Source organism: Fulvimarina manganoxydans, assembly GCF_900176465.1.
GTDB lineage: Bacteria > Pseudomonadota > Alphaproteobacteria > Rhizobiales > Rhizobiaceae > Fulvimarina > Fulvimarina manganoxydans.
Genome location: NZ_FWXR01000001.1, coordinates 251,235 through 265,489, shown reverse-complemented (window position 1 = coordinate 265,489; position 14,255 = coordinate 251,235). Strand labels below are relative to the sequence as shown.

Genomic DNA, 14,255 nt, shown 5'->3' with positions numbered 1-14,255 from the left:
TCAGCTTTTGGCTTCGAGAACCTGACGGCCGCGATACATGCCGGACTTCAGATCGATATGGTGCGGACGGCGAAGCTCGCCCGAGTTCTTGTCCTCGACATAGGTCGGGGCCTTCAGCGCGTCTGCCGAGCGGCGCATGCCGCGCTTGGACGGGGAAGTCTTCCGTTTGGGTACGGCCATCTCATGCTCCGTTCTTCCATGGGCAGGCACTTTGCGACCGATTGCTAACCGGCTGGTGCCCGACCGAAGCTGTTCTTCAAAACGATGCGTTCCGGACCGCCGTGACTGCGCCCCGCAACGTTCCACGTCGCAAAGCCGCTCCGACCTCGAAAGGGCGACTGCATGGCTTCACCGTGACGGGAAATCCCGGTTGCCATAGCAAAGCTGGGAGGTTTTGGGAAGAGGTCCGACACCTCGATCCGCCCTTCGCCCGCTTCTGTCGCTAAAGGTCGGAGACTGATGCGTTCGAGACGGGCCCCGTCGGCCCGCCCCGGATCGTTTTTTCTGAGACCGTGTCTTACGCGGCATCCCGTTCCTCGGCGGCCTGCCGCAAGAGGCGCTCGGTCTGGGCTTCCTCGATCCGGCTGACCATGCGACTCGATTCCTCTTCGTCGCGGAAGAGCTTCGTCAAGGAGACGGCCGTATGAAGCAGCATGAGGGTCGCCATGGCATAAAATCCCTTTGCCGCGAAGCTGGCTTCCATGAAGTAGATGCCGCCGGCGTTCATCACGGCCGCAAGGGCGAAGCTCGCCGCAGTGAAGAGCTTCCAGGGACGGGTCGCGCGGGGATTGTAGCTAATCTGGTTCATCGGTTTTGGTCCTTGATGAGAGTGTGTTCGGTTGAATGTCGGTCGAAATGGGCGCGATCAGGCCGCCCCGGCCGTCGACGAGCGAGCTTTCAGCCGCTCCAAGACAGACTCGGCGCTGGTGCGGCGGGCCGGGCCACAGCCTTTTTCAGCCAGCTTGTCGGAAAGGCGATCCGCCGGATCGCGACCGTCGTCCATGTCGAGATTGTCGGCGATGGCGCGGGCATCCTCCGCGCCGCGCAGAAGGCGAGCCAGCGTGGCCTCCGCTTCGCCAAGCGTCGCATGATGCGCGCCGGTGACCGTGTCGCGGCGAAGCGAAGCCGTCTTGCCCATTGCATCGGCGAGTTGCAGGCCGCGTCCCAATTCCCTGATTCGCCGGCTGGCATCGGCAATGGCGCGAGCAAGTCGGGAAAGCTCACCCTCCAGTACCGCGATCGTCTTTGCGGCCGCGTCGCGATCGGCCTCGAGACCGGCGATCGCCTCAGCGGCTTCGAGGCTCAACCCCTCTTCGCCCTTCTCGATCGCTGCCAAGGCACGGGCCTCCAGATCGGAGATCCGGGTCGAGATCGCATCCCGGCGCGCAACCTCCCGACGATGCTCGTTCCGGGTCAGCGCTTCCGCTGCGCGCGCCCGAGACAGGCCGGCTGAAAGCTCGCGAATCCGTTGGCGCAAAATGGTGATGCCATTCGCATCGATCACGCTTTCGGCCCGGTCGTTTGCCTCGCCGCGCATGAGGGTCATAAATGCCTTCCACATGGCAGAGCCTTCCTTGAACGTTGTTCATGAATTGCAAGCTAGCAGAAGATGAACGATGTTCAAGACCAAAATGAACATCGTTCAAATTTTTAGAGGAGTGGACGTGGCGGCACGCAGTGACAAGCGCGAAGAGTTGAAGGCACGCCTCATCGTCGCGGCCCGTAAGCGGATCGAGGCGCAAGGGGTTCGCGGCCTTCGGGCGCGCGACATCACCAGTGACGCCGGATGCGCGTTAGGCGGTCTCTACAACGCCTTTGCCGACCTCCAGGACCTCATTATCCACGTCAATGGCGAGACGCTGGACGCGTTGGAGGCGCGCCTGAGCGCGGCCGTGTCGGCAGCGGGTACGGATCCGCGGGAACGCCTGGAAGCCCTGGCGCTCGCCTATCTCGATTTCGCCGGCGAGCACCGGGCCCTTTGGTTCGCGCTGTTCGATGCCGCATCCCTCGCCGATACGACGATCCCGGATTGGCATCGCGAACAGCAGCGTTCGCTGGTGGGGCTCATTGCCGAGCCCCTTCGCGCGATCGAAACCGAGCTGGACGAGGCGCATCTAGCGGCCCGCGCCCAAGCGCTTTTCGCAGCGGTGCACGGCATCGTGACGCTCAGCTTGGAGGAACGCACGATCGGCCTGTCCGGTGACCCCCTCGCCCATGAATTGAGGACGCTCGTCAGGCGGATGACGACGGCCCAGCTGTGAGCGTCGTTCGATCGTGACTGAACAAAAGACGATGTCTGCGCGGCGGTGATGACGCGCCTTGGAACAACGCTATATCCCTCATTCGGATGGAAAACAGCAATTCCCGCCAGGATTCGCCGGAGGTATGTGCCCCATCGCCGACGACCTCTGCCATAGGCCGTCAACCTAAAACGGCTCTCATTGCGGCGACCGATATCCAAACTAATGATCATGGTGGCTTTTTCAGACGAGTCGCCCACTTATCGAGGCGTTCGGCTCGCGCAGAGTTCACGACTTGACCATGACCGGCGGAACGACTCAAAGAACCATTGGCGATTTCATCGGAAGCGAATAATAACCGAGAAAGATCATCGGAGCCGCTCGTGTCAGGTCCATCATCGCTCGAGTCCTCGACGGACGCCGCCCTTTTTTTCGCCGACGAGCAAACGACGGGGCTTCTCGCCGCAATCGTGACCTCTTCCCAGGACGCGATCTTGAGCAAGACCTTGGACGGCATCGTCACGAGCTGGAACGGGGCGGCCGAGCGCCTGTTCGGCTACAGCGCCCAGGAAATGATCGGACGCTCGATCCGCACGCTGATCCCGGCCGACCGCCAGCATGAGGAAGACGATATTCTCGCTCGTATCTCCAGCGGAAAGCGGATCGAGAATTACGAAACCATGCGCCTTGCGAAGGATGGGCGGCTTCTCGACCTGTCAGTGACGATCTCTCCCCTGCGCGACCGTGGCGGCCGTATCGTCGGCGCCTCCAAGGTGGCGCGGGACATCAGCGACCGGCGACGCTACGAGCGGCATGTCGAGACGCTGCTGATGGAGATCAATCACCGTTCGAAGAACCTTCTCGGTGTCGTGCAGGCAATCGCCTTCCAAACCCAGGCGAACGACATCGCCGACTATCGCGCGCGGTTCGCCGATCGCCTTCAAGCCCTTTCGACCAATCAGAGCCTTATCATCGAAGGCGATTGGCGCTGCGTCGACATGGCGGCGCTCGCCCGCAACACATTCGATACGCTCCTCGAAGGCGAAAGACCGCGCGTTTCCTTCGATGGTCCCGCGCTCACCGTGCGGCCGGCGGCGGCCCAGTCGATCGGCCTCGCTCTTCACGAGCTGCTTGCCAATGCTCGCCGCCATGGCGCCTTGAAAGAGAGCAAGGGCCATGTCGTTCTCGCTTGGCAGCTGGAGAGCGAGCGCTTCACGCTCACCTGGCGCGAAAAGGACGGGCCGATCCCTCATCCGCGCGAAAAAGTCGGTTTCGGGACGAGGCTCATCACGCGGCAGATCGAAGCCAGCTTGGACGGCACGGCACGACTCGAATTCCAGCCTCATGGCCTCTTCTGGCAAATCATAGCGCCGGCCGAGACCGTAATTTACGATCCGTTGAACGACCGTTGAGGCCGATGGCCTGAGCCCGCCGCTGGCAATTTGGCGCGGCCTTGCATCTCAGATAAATCAGAACGGCAGGCTGAACTGCGTCTCGCTTGCGCCCGATCCCTTTTCCGCCACCGGACTCAAAGAGGACAAGGTTACCCCCAGAAGCCGAACCCCCTTCTCAACCGGCAGGATCGGGCCGAGAAGCGAAAGCGAGGCCTCCTCCAGCGCCTCGATCGATGCGATCGGATCGCGGCTCGACTGGCTTCGGGTGATCTGCCGAAAATCGGCGAACTTCACCTTCAGCGTCACGGTCCGCCCGCGCACGCCGCTCGTCTCGGCATGGCGCCAGACCTTCGCGATGATCGGTTTCAAGGCCTCGGCCATGGCCTCGAAGCGATAGAGATCCTCGAAGAAGGTGTTTTCCGCTCCGACGGATTTGCGAATGCGGTTCGCCCGCACCGGCCGCTCGTCGATGCCGCGGGAAATGCCGTAATAATAGCTGCCGGCCTTGCCGAAGCGTTCGGTGAGAAAGGCGAGCGAGCAATTGCGCAGATCCTTGCCGGTCTCAATGCCGAGTGCCTGCATCTTTCGGGCGGTCGCCGGGCCGACACCATGAAAGCGGCCGATCGGCAAGGTCTCGACAAAGGCCGGCCCCATGGCGGGCGTCACGACGAAGAGCCCGTCGGGCTTGCGATGGTCCGAGGCGAGCTTGGCGAGAAACTTGTTGTAGGAGACGCCCGCCGAGGCGGTCAGGCTCGTCGCCTCGCGGATCGTCTTTCGGATCTCTTCGGCGATCTGGGTCGCCGAGGCTATCCCTTTCAAATTCTCGGTCACGTCGAGATAAGCCTCGTCGAGCGAAAGCGGCTCGATCAGGGGCGTATAGTCGGCGAAGATCGCGCGGATTTCTTGAGAGATGGCCTTATAGACCTCGAAACGCGGCTTGACGAAGATGAGGTCCGGGCATCGGCGCTTGGCCGTGACCGACGCCATGGCGGAGCGCACGCCGTATTGGCGGGCCTCATAGCTTGCGGCGGCAACGACCCCGCGTTCGCGGGACCCGCCGACCGCTACGGGTTTGCCCCGCAGCGTTGGATCGTCGCGCTGCTCGACCGATGCGTAGAAGGCGTCCATGTCGATATGGATGATCTTGCGCGGCGGCGACGGCGGCAGCCCCTCTGAAGAGTTGCGCCCCTGGCCTGTCTCAAGCGAGACGGGCCGTGATTCGTTTTGGCCGGAAAGGTCTGACTCAGCACCCATCGCTCTTAGCGGTTCCGATCCTCATGCTCCTGCGAGGCGCCCTGCCGAGTCGCGTCGGTGATTGTCGTGCCGTTCAGACGCCGCGATCGGGTCTCCCATGTCAATTCGTCTCCCCTAAGTCCCCAAGCGCGAGCAAGACCACGATCTTCATTTCACCGAGGGAGCCGCATGGCCGCCAAATCGATCGACCACGCTTTCACCGCAACGGACATGACGGGGGCGGCCTCCGACCCGACCTATGCCGGCGCCCTCTCCTTCATGCGGCGCAAATTCACCAAGGACGTGGCGGGCACCGACGTCACCGTCTGGGGCGTGCCCTTCGACGCGGCCGTCTCCAACCGCCCCGGCGCCCGCTTTGGCTGCCAGGCCATGCGCCGGGCCTCGGCGATCTTCGACAACGACCCGCAATATCCCTTCCATGCCGACCTCTTCGAAGCGCTGTCGGTCGCCGATTATGGCGACTGTCTCCTCGACTATCGCCTGCCCGAAACCGCCCATTCGCTGATCGAGGCCGAAGCGGAGGACCTCCTCGCCAAGACCGGCTTTCTCCTGACGCTCGGCGGCGATCATTCGATCACCCATCCGCTCCTCACGGCCCATGCGGCCCGCCACGGCAAGCTTTCGCTCGTCCAGTTCGATGCCCATCAGGACACTTGGCCCTTGGCGAAGGACGCTCAGGGACACAGGCGCGTCGATCACGGCTCCTTCGTCAAGGCCGCGGTGGAGGACGATCTCATCGATCCGGCGACCTCGATCCAGATCGGCATCAGAACCCATGCGCCGGAAGTTTGCGGCCTCCAGATCCTCCACGGCTACGAGATCGAGGAGATGAGCGCGACGCAGATCGCCGAGGCGATCTATGAGCGCACTGGCGGGACGAATGTCTATCTCTCCTTCGACATCGACTGCCTCGACCCCGCCTTCGCGCCCGGCACGGGAACGCCGGTCTCGGGCGGGCCGTCATCGGCCAAGATCCTCGCGGTGCTCCATCATCTGAAGAACCTTCAGCTCGTCGGCGCCGACGTCGTGGAAGTCGCGCCTGCCTACGACCACGCCGACATCACCGCCATCGCCGGCGCTACGGTCGCGCTTTATGTTCTGGGCAATCTGGCGGAGAAGAAGGGGCGTTGAGACGAGTTCAACCAAGACGGAAACAAAAGGACTCAAGAGCCCTCGGCCCAATCCTCGCGCCCGTGACGAACGCGAACGATGAGAATGCCGCCGGGTTCTTCGATAAAAAAGATGAGATGCGCGCGATGCGGATGAACCCGAACGGCTGGCGTCATTTCGGAACGAAGTCGGGCGAGTTTGGGATTGGCCGCCAGCATCTCCAACACCCCGGTTAGCCGACGATGATAGGATGCGGCTTGGTGAAGACCGAAAATCTCCGCGCCTTCAACATAAAGACGCTCGATATCGTCGGCGGCCTTTCTCGTGAGCCGGTAGCCCATCTCGATCAGCGTATCTGTGGTGGATTATCCTTCCAGCTCTTTACCGCGTCTGCTTCGATCTCCGCCATCGTGCGTTCGCTGATGCCACTCTCGAGGCCTTCCGCGACGAGGCGCTCCATCGCGTTGATCTTCGCGGCCCGTTCCTGGTCACGCCGAATGAGGTCGCGGACATAGTCGCTGGCATTGCTGTAGCGCCCACTGTCGGCTTGAGCCTCCACCCAAGCCTTCATGGGCTGCGGCAAGGAGATATTCATCGTTGCCATGATCGGCCCTTTTTGCATTCGACCACTCGATTTTGGCAAAGTTTGCCAGGATCGCAAGCCAACCGACAATCCCGCCATCATCTCGACTCGCGGCCTCGTTAGGCGCTGACACACATTTTGAGTGGCGGCACCGGCCGATCTGGTTCACTCGACGGATCCGAACCCGCCCGACAGACCAAAGGTTTCGACCGCTTATGTCCCAGACCGCGCCGCTTCCCTTCATCGATCTTGCCACCCAGCAGGCCCGCATTCGCGCCAAGGTGGACGCGCGCATGGCCGCCGTGCTGGATCACGGCGCCTACATCATGGGCCCGGAGACCGCTCAGCTGGAAGACGAGCTCTCGGCCTTTGGCGGGATGAAACACACCTTGTCATGCGCCTCCGGGACCGATGCCCTGGCGCTGCCCTTGATGGCTTGGGGCCTGAGAACAGGCGATGCGGTCTTCTGCCCCTCCTTCACCTTCGCCGCGACGGCGGAAGTCGTCGCCTGGCTCGGCGCCGTCCCCTACTTCGTCGATGTGGACCGGGCGACGATGAATATGGATCCGGTCTCGCTGGAAGCGGCCATCGCCGACTGCAAGCGCGAGGGTCGCCTCAAGCCGAGGATCGTCATCGCCGTCGACCTCTTCGGCCAGGCTGCCGACTATGCCGCGATCCGCGCGATCTGCGACCGGGAAGGCCTGAAGCTCATTTCAGACGCAGCGCAAGGCTATGGCGCGACGGTCGGCGGTCAGATGTCGAGCCGCTGGGCCGACGTGGTCGCGACAAGCTTCTTCCCGGCAAAACCGCTCGGCTGTTATGGCGATGGCGGCGCGGTCCAGACCGATGACGACGAGCTGGCCCATGTCATGCGCTCCCTTCGCATTCACGGTCAGGGCAAGGACAAATATGACTGCGTGCGCATCGGCATGAATGGCCGCATGGACACGCTTCAGGCCGCGATTCTTCTGGAAAAGCTTGCGATCTTCCCGGATGAGATCGAGGCCCGCATGGCAATCGCCAGGCGCTATGGCGAGCGGCTGGGTGACGCCGTCATCCCGCAACAGCTCGCTGAGGGCGCGGTCTCGACCTGGGCGCAATATACGGTGCGCCTGCCCAAGCCCGAAAAGCGGGGCGCGATCCAGATCGCCATGCGCGAAAAGGGCGTGCCGACGGCGATCTATTATCCGCTGCCGCTGCATCGCCAGACGGCCTATGAGCCCTATCCGGTGACGGGCGGCAAGCTCGCCGCGACGGATGCCCTGGCCGACGAGGTGTTGAGCCTGCCCATGCATGCTTACTTGAACGAAGCGAACCAGGACCGGGTGGTCGACGCGCTGCTGTCAGCCTTGAAGGCCTGACAGATCGCTTCACGCAAGCGTCTTACACCTGACGCCAGTTTGCGTTAAACGCGGCGGCCAAACCGTGCCGCGCGCGAGCGGCAGCGGCCGGACGACGGATAGAGAAGGATGGATGAAATGGCGGACAAGATCAGGATCGGAGTCCTCGGTGCGAGCGGCTATACGGGCGCCGATCTCGTCCGCCTCGCCTATACCCATCCGAAGATCGAGATCACGACGCTGACGGCGAACAGCCATGCCGGCAAGCCGATGAAGGCGGTCTTCAAGCATTTCTCCCACGTCACCCTGCCCGATCTCGTCACCATCGACGATGCCGACTGGTCTTCGGTCGACGCGGTCTTCTGCGGTCTGCCTCATGGCACGACCCAGGCGATCACCAAGTCGATCTTCCAGTCCCACCCGCATGTGAAGATCCTCGACATGTCGGCCGATTTCCGGCTGAAGGATCCGGCTGCCTATAAGGAGTGGTACGGGCTCGATCATGTGGCGACGGACATTCAGCCCGAGGCCGTCTACGGCCTGACCGAGCTCTATCGCGACGATATCGCCAAGGCCCGGCTCGTCGCTTGTCCGGGCTGTTATCCGACCGCCGTGCTCCTCTCCCTGGTGCCGCTCGCCAAGAGCGGCCTGATCGACGCGACCGACATCGTCATCGACGCGAAGTCCGGCGTCTCGGGCGCTGGGCGGGGCCTCAAGGAAAACACGCTCTTCTGCGAAGCGGGCGAAGGCCTGTCGCCCTATTCGGTCGGCAAGCACCGCCACAGCGCCGAGATCGAGCAGGAGATCGGTTTCGCGGCAGGCCTCGACGGTCTGAGGGTCAATTTCACGCCCCATCTTATCCCCATGAGCCGGGGCGAGTTGACGACCTCCTATGTGCGGATGAACCAGGGTGCGAGCGCCGCCGATCTGCGCCAGCTTCTCATCGACGCCTATGCGTCAGACCCCTTCGTCACCGTGCTCGACGAGGGCGTCCTGCCCCAGACCCAGATGGTGCGCGGCTCGAATTATGTCGCAATGAACGTCGTGCCAGACCGCATTCCAGGCCGGGCGATCGTCATCTCGACGCTCGACAATCTGGTGAAGGGCTCGGCAGGCCAGGCCCTGCAGAACTTCAACATCGCCTATGGGCTTGAAGAGACGATGGGCCTGAAGCAGCTGCCGCTGTTTCCGTGAGTCACTGCGGCCGCCCTTCCCGGCTTATAGGGGAAGGGCGACCGCCAATGACACGCAGCTTATCCTTCGCTCGCGCCGAGATTGTCGCTTAGAAACGCCTGGAACACCGACCAGGAATTCTCGTCCGCCCGCTCCTGATAGCGGTCGGAGCCGAAGACCGTGAAAGCGTGCGGGGCACCGGAATAGACGTGGAGCCCATAGGTGATGCCGGCCTCTTCCAATGTGCGGGCGAGATCGGCGGCGTCCGAGATCGGGATCGACGTGTCCGCGCCGCCATGGGCGATCAGGATCGGCGCCGTGTCGGCCGGATAGCTCTGACCTTCGGGCGTTGCGAGCCCGCCATGGAAGGTCGCGTAGCCGGCGACGTCCTCAGCCGCCCCCGATCGCGCGAGTTCGAGAACCGCCGCTCCGCCGAAGCAATAGCCCATCACCACCGCCTGATCGCTGCTCGAGCGCTCCCGCGCAGTTTCGAGGCCGGCAAGGATGCGCGCCCGCATCGCCTCGCGGTCGTCATAGAGTTTCGCGGTTTCAGCCTTCTTGGCATCCGTCGTCTCAGGCCGATTGCCGGCGCCGTAAAGATCGAGAGCAAAGGCGTCATAGCCCATTTCGGCGAGCATATCGGCGCGGCGTTCTTCATAGTCTGTCAGGCCGTCCCAGTCATGAATGACGAGGACGAGCCCCTTCGCCTCGCCCGAGGCCGGCGCGTAATAGCCCTGATAGTCCGCCCCATCGGCCGAATAATCGACAGTCTCGCCGGCGCTGGCGAGGGACGTTCCAATCAACAGAAGAATGCTCGACGTCGTCGCCTTCAGGCCGTGGCTTGCTCTGCCCATGATCCATCTCTCCCAATCCGTTTCGGTCAGGACAGAGAGTAAGACGGCTCGGGGTCATGAGAACCGCTCGAAACGCGGGCTCCCTTCAAACATCGATCAAAGCTTCGTAAGCGACGGGCTTTGCGAGGGCTCTCAATGGGCAAAAGCCGGTCGCGGATATTCGCCTTTCAGCCCGCGCGCATGGGCGACCGCGAGGATGAGCACGACCATGCCGAACAGCTGATGGAGCAGCGCCCAGCCGATCGGCACGACGAGAAGCAGGGTCGTGATGCCGATCAAGGCTTGCACGAGAACCGCACCGACGAGGATCCAGGCCGAGCGGGCGTGCCGCGTGCCGGGCGACAGGCGCTGAGCGGCGAGCGCATGGATGAGCACCACGGCGAACAGCGTATAGGCCGTCATCCGATGCATGAACTGCACCGTCAGATAATCCTCGAACAGGCTTCGCCAGGCCGGCTCCATGGCGAATAGGCCGGAGGGGATGAAGGCGCCGTCGATGAGCGGCCAAGTGTTGTAGATGAGACCGGCATTGAGCCCGGCGACGAGCCCGCCGAGATAGATCTGCAGCAAGGCGAGGCCGACGATGAAGAGCGCGACCGGCAGCGACCCGGCGGTGGGCGGGGCGACGATCGGCCGGCGCTTCAGCCCATCGGCGATCCAGACGGTCGAGGCCAGAATGATCGAGGCGATCGTCAGATGGGTCGCCAGGCGATATTGGCTTACATCGGTGCGCTCGACGAGGCCGGAAGAGACCATCCACCAGCCGATACCACCCTGCACGGCCCCGAGTGCCAAAACGGCCGAAAGCCGCGGCTTGAGAAAGGGTTCGAGGCGTCCGGTCAGCCAGAAGAAGGCCAGAGGCAGCGCGAAGACGATGCCCACGCCCCGCGCCAGAAGCCGGTGCGCCCATTCCCACCAATAGATCGTCTTGAACGCATCAAGGCTCATGCCCCGATTGATCTCCTGATATTGGGGAATGCGCTTATAGAGCTCGAACTCCTCCTGCCACTCGGCGGCCGAGAGCGGCGGAACGACCCCGTGGATCGGCTTCCATTCGGTGATGGACAGGCCCGATTCGGTCAGCCGCGTCGCGCCGCCGACGACGACGAGCGAGACGACCATGATCGCCACCACCGTCAGCCAGACGCGGATGGCGAAGCGATTACGGGCATAGGGTTCATCGGCCGACACATCGACCGTCTCGAAGGTGGCTGTGCTCATGGGCCGGTGCTTTGCCCCCATTTTCGCGTCGCCGCAAGCGGCGCGTGGTCGCAAGGCCTCCAGAGCCATTTCAGGTCCGATGAGGCCCGCTTCGCCGCGTCGCAGAGCCGAAAGGGTTCAAAAGCTCGGCCCGGCTTGCCATAGAGAGCGAATGAAGGCTCGATCGAGCCTGTGGACCGCTCGTCGAACTGCCAGGAGCATCATGCCCGTCCGGCTCAAGAAATTCATCGGGACCTTCGTGATCCTGTTCCTCGTCCTCGTCTACGCCCTCTTCGCCACGGCGATCGCGTCCACCTATTTGGCGGAATCGAGCGGCTGGGTGCATCTGGCCTATTTCTTATTTTCCGGCTTTCTGTGGGTGCTGCCGGCCATGTGGGTCATCAAATGGATGGAGACCCCGCCCAAGCGCTGACTGACGCCTCAAGCGAGGGACCCGGGCCCAATGACGGCTTGCGACCGCCTCACGCCGTGCGCGAAAAACTCGCCCGATTGCGTTGCCAGACCGAGAAATTGAGGCAAGACGCGATCGTCACCCAGACGAGATAGGGGGCGAGAAGCAGCCCGGCCGTCACATCGATCGGATAGAACAGGGCAATATTGGCGGCGACCAACAGCCAGAGAAGGATCACATCCACGAAAGCGAGATCGCCCCGCCTGAGCCCGAAGAAGAAGAACGACCAGGCAGCGTTTACGATCAGCTGCAACCCATAAATCGCAAACGGCAAAGCGACGAGCCCGACGGCCTCGAACACCCGCCAGCCGGCGATGGCGATCATCACATAAAGGACGGACCACACAACCGGGAACGCCCAATTCGGCGGCGTCCAACCCGGCTTATCCAGCTTTTCATACCAGGGACCCGGCCGGAAGATGGCCCCGCTCATCGCAACCGCGAAGACGATGGCGAGAAAGACGAGAAAGCTGAGGATCGAAGGAAGCGACATGGGCCACCCGTATCGGGAGTGATGGTTCACCGAAGATCGGCCTTTATGCCACGAATGCAAGGTGGAAGCTTTCCCGGCTTGCCTCGCGCGCTTTCATATCGATCATCCAAAACGGCATTGGGGCTTTTTCAAAGAACCCTATGTCCTTTGCCATGACCTATTCGATCATCGGATTTGACCCTGAGAGCGGCGCCGTCGGCGGTGCCGTCCAATCGAAATTCCCCGGTGTCGCCTCGATCGTGCTTCATGGCGACGCGCGCGCCGGAATGATTCACACCCAGGCCTTTTCCAATCCGGATCATGGCCGCGACGGGTTGGACCTCATGCGTCTTGGCGCAACGCCCGAGGACGCGATCGCCATTCTGACCCGCAGCGATGCGGCCAGTGGCCAGCGCCAGATCGCGGCGATGGGGCTCGACGGCTCTGCGGCCTTTCATACCGGCGCCGAGATCGCCGGCTGGCTGGGCGTCAGCGGCGGGCTTGCCGGGACCCATTGCGTCGCCATCGGCAATTCCCTTTCCAATGACGGGGTCCTGAGGGCCATGACGACGGGGTTCGAGGAAGCGTCCGGCGATCTTGCCGAAAGGCTGATCACGGCGCTTGCAGCTGGGCGCGACGCCGGCGGCGAGTTTCGCGGACAACAGGCGGCCGGTGTTCTCGTCGTGAAGGCCGGCGGCGGCTATGGCGGGCGAAGCGGTCGGATGGTCGATATCTCCGTCTATGACCATGACCAACCGATCGACGAACTGGCCCGCTGCTACCAGCTTCACAAGCTGTCCTATTTTTCCTCCGACCCCACCAAAGTTCGGCCGATCGACGAAGCGACGGCCGCTTATCTCAAAGGCGTTCTCAAACGCGGAGGGCTTCTCGATCAGCCCACAGCGAATGGCTGGGGCGAGGCCGAGATCGCGGCCATGGCCCGCTTTATGGGTCAGGAGAACTACGACAATCGCATCCGCGACGACGCCCTGATCGACGAGGAGGTTCTCGCCGACATCAAGGCCAAGCATGGCGTGTAAATGCTCAGGCGCCGGGCGTGCGCGCTCGCTGCGCCTTGCGTCGTTCGAGACCGAGGCGGCTCTCACGCCAGATGATGAAGATACCGGCCGCCACCACGATCGCCCCGCCGGTCACCGTCCAGAGGCTGACCGGCTCAGCGAAGAGGAAGGCGCCGATCATGATCGCCAGAATGAGCGAGGAATATTCGAAGGGCGCGATGGTCGAGGTGTCGGCGAAGCGATAGGCGGATGTGAGAAGCAGCTGACCGATCCCGCCCAAAATGCCGGCGGTCACCAGCAGCGCCGTCTGGCTCGGGCTGGTGGCGATCCAACCGAAGGGGACCGTGAACAGCGAGAAGAAGGTCGAGGTCAGGGTGAAATAGAGGACGATCGTCGCCGTCGCCTCGCGCTGTGCGAGCTTGCGCACCTGGATCATCGCGATGGCGGCGACCATCGAGGATCCGAGGACCGCGAGGATCCCCGAAATCTCAGCGGCCTCCAGCGCCTCACCGCCGATCGTAAAGCGCGGCAGGGTGACGACGGCGACGCCGCACAGCCCGACTGCGACCGCCGTCCAACGATAGGCGCGCACCGTCTCCCCGAGAAACAGGGCGGCCAGCACCACCGTAATGAGTGGCGTCGCATAGTTGATCGTGATCCATTCGGGATAGGGCAGCTTGGTGATCGAATAAAAGCCGAGCACCATCGAGGTGACGCCGATGAAGCCGCGCCAGAGATGGCCTTTGAGGTCGTCGGTGCGCAGGGCCGTTGTCAGGCCTTTCAGATAGGCGAGATAAAGCGCGACGGGCAGGAGTGCGAAGAAGGAGCGGAAGAACACCACTTCGCCAGCCGGAACCTCGTCGCCCGCCGCCTTGATGGCCGTCTGCATCGCGACGAAGCAGAGGATGGAGACGAGTTTCAGGAGAATGCCCCGCATAGGGCTTTCGACGGGCGATTGTGGTGGCAACGCCATGGAGCGACTTTCTTTCACGCAGATCGCGGGAGATGGCCTTCTAAGGCCGCCGCCCCTCCCCGACGTTCGGCCTCGAACCCGATCCGCTTCTTGATCTGGCGCCCGGCGCGCGGGGCCTTTCGCCCCTGCGCTCGCAGAAGCGCCGACCCTTACCCAAATTGCAAAGCGCGA

17 protein-coding genes are annotated in these 14,255 nt (G+C 63.0%); 7 read left to right on the top strand and 10 right to left on the bottom strand.

All coding sequences use genetic code 11. From position 1 onward, the window contains the following. The 3 genes from rpmF to B9A15_RS01215 all read right to left on the bottom strand — a co-directional run bounded on the left by rpmF (nt 1) and on the right by B9A15_RS01215 (nt 1,561). Entirely contained in the window at nt 1-180 is a 180-nt protein-coding gene (gene rpmF, locus B9A15_RS01225) for a 50S ribosomal protein L32 (protein ID WP_084408121.1), read from the bottom strand. A gap of 337 nt (nt 181-517) precedes the next feature. Then, nucleotides 518-808: a YiaA/YiaB family inner membrane protein gene (locus tag B9A15_RS01220; RefSeq protein ID WP_084408119.1), complete on the bottom strand. Its 291-nt coding sequence runs from the start codon at nt 806-808 to the stop codon at nt 518-520. Nucleotides 809-865: 57 nt separating this feature from the next. After that, on the bottom strand, nt 866-1,561 hold the full coding sequence (locus B9A15_RS01215; protein WP_084408118.1) for a PspA/IM30 family protein: 696 nt from the start codon (nt 1,559-1,561) through the stop codon (nt 866-868). Between the two features lie 103 nt (nt 1,562-1,664). Here B9A15_RS01215 and B9A15_RS01210 point away from each other — a divergent pair, with 103 nt between their 5' ends. Together B9A15_RS01210 and B9A15_RS01205 are read left to right on the top strand one after the other, a co-directional pair. Next, complete coding sequence (locus tag B9A15_RS01210) at nt 1,665-2,261, top strand: TetR/AcrR family transcriptional regulator (RefSeq protein ID WP_244556752.1); 597 nt, start codon at nt 1,665-1,667, stop codon at nt 2,259-2,261. Between the two features lie 362 nt (nt 2,262-2,623). Next, complete coding sequence (locus B9A15_RS01205) at nt 2,624-3,652, top strand: PAS domain S-box protein (RefSeq protein WP_280173770.1); 1,029 nt, start codon at nt 2,624-2,626, stop codon at nt 3,650-3,652. A 57-nt stretch (nt 3,653-3,709) separates the two neighbouring features. On the opposite strand, the gene dinB is transcribed toward B9A15_RS01205, so the two are convergent. Continuing rightward, nucleotides 3,710-4,762, bottom strand: coding sequence for a DNA polymerase IV (dinB, locus tag B9A15_RS01200; protein WP_244556761.1), 1,053 nt, complete (start codon nt 4,760-4,762; stop codon nt 3,710-3,712). Between the two features lie 294 nt (nt 4,763-5,056). Here dinB and speB point away from each other — a divergent pair, with 294 nt between their 5' ends. After that, complete coding sequence (speB, locus tag B9A15_RS01195) at nt 5,057-6,019, top strand: agmatinase (RefSeq protein ID WP_084408113.1); 963 nt, start codon at nt 5,057-5,059, stop codon at nt 6,017-6,019. Between the two features lie 32 nt (nt 6,020-6,051). On the opposite strand, the gene B9A15_RS01190 is transcribed toward speB, so the two are convergent. Both B9A15_RS01190 and B9A15_RS01185 read right to left on the bottom strand, forming a co-directional pair. Beyond that, complete coding sequence (locus B9A15_RS01190) at nt 6,052-6,339, bottom strand: type II toxin-antitoxin system RelE/ParE family toxin (protein ID WP_084408111.1); 288 nt, start codon at nt 6,337-6,339, stop codon at nt 6,052-6,054. Nucleotides 6,340-6,344: 5 nt separating this feature from the next. After that, nucleotides 6,345-6,602, bottom strand: coding sequence for a type II toxin-antitoxin system ParD family antitoxin (locus B9A15_RS01185; RefSeq protein ID WP_084408421.1), 258 nt, complete (start codon nt 6,600-6,602; stop codon nt 6,345-6,347). A 194-nt stretch (nt 6,603-6,796) separates the two neighbouring features. Here B9A15_RS01185 and B9A15_RS01180 point away from each other — a divergent pair, with 194 nt between their 5' ends. Then, nucleotides 6,797-7,942: a DegT/DnrJ/EryC1/StrS family aminotransferase gene (locus B9A15_RS01180; RefSeq protein WP_084408109.1), complete on the top strand. Its 1,146-nt coding sequence runs from the start codon at nt 6,797-6,799 to the stop codon at nt 7,940-7,942. 117 nt (nt 7,943-8,059) lie between these two features. Further along, nucleotides 8,060-9,115 carry an N-acetyl-gamma-glutamyl-phosphate reductase gene (gene argC / locus B9A15_RS01175; protein ID WP_084408419.1) on the top strand — a complete coding sequence of 352 codons (1,056 nt, stop codon included), beginning with the start codon at nt 8,060-8,062 and terminating at the stop codon, nt 9,113-9,115. Between the two features lie 59 nt (nt 9,116-9,174). On the opposite strand, the gene B9A15_RS01170 is transcribed toward argC, so the two are convergent. Further along, on the bottom strand, nt 9,175-9,948 hold the full coding sequence (locus B9A15_RS01170; RefSeq protein ID WP_084408107.1) for a dienelactone hydrolase family protein: 774 nt from the start codon (nt 9,946-9,948) through the stop codon (nt 9,175-9,177). A gap of 132 nt (nt 9,949-10,080) precedes the next feature. Further along, nucleotides 10,081-11,169 carry a COX15/CtaA family protein gene (locus tag B9A15_RS01165; RefSeq protein WP_084408106.1) on the bottom strand — a complete coding sequence of 363 codons (1,089 nt, stop codon included), beginning with the start codon at nt 11,167-11,169 and terminating at the stop codon, nt 10,081-10,083. Between the two features lie 202 nt (nt 11,170-11,371). On the opposite strand from B9A15_RS01165, the gene B9A15_RS01160 reads away from it, so the two are divergent. After that, nucleotides 11,372-11,581 carry a DUF2842 domain-containing protein gene (locus B9A15_RS01160; protein ID WP_084408104.1) on the top strand — a complete coding sequence of 70 codons (210 nt, stop codon included), beginning with the start codon at nt 11,372-11,374 and terminating at the stop codon, nt 11,579-11,581. 49 nt (nt 11,582-11,630) lie between these two features. Here the strand turns inward: B9A15_RS01160 and B9A15_RS01155 are convergent, their stop codons facing one another. Further along, nucleotides 11,631-12,113, bottom strand: a complete 483-nt coding sequence (locus B9A15_RS01155; protein ID WP_084408102.1) for a TspO/MBR family protein — start codon at nt 12,111-12,113, stop codon at nt 11,631-11,633. A gap of 140 nt (nt 12,114-12,253) precedes the next feature. On the opposite strand from B9A15_RS01155, the gene B9A15_RS01150 reads away from it, so the two are divergent. Then, on the top strand, nt 12,254-13,132 hold the full coding sequence (locus B9A15_RS01150; protein WP_084408100.1) for a DUF1028 domain-containing protein: 879 nt from the start codon (nt 12,254-12,256) through the stop codon (nt 13,130-13,132). A 4-nt stretch (nt 13,133-13,136) separates the two neighbouring features. Here B9A15_RS01150 and B9A15_RS01145 read toward each other — a convergent pair whose 3' ends face one another. Continuing rightward, nucleotides 13,137-14,084: a DMT family transporter gene (locus B9A15_RS01145; RefSeq protein ID WP_244556751.1), complete on the bottom strand. Its 948-nt coding sequence runs from the start codon at nt 14,082-14,084 to the stop codon at nt 13,137-13,139. Nucleotides 14,085-14,255 lie beyond the last annotated feature (171 nt).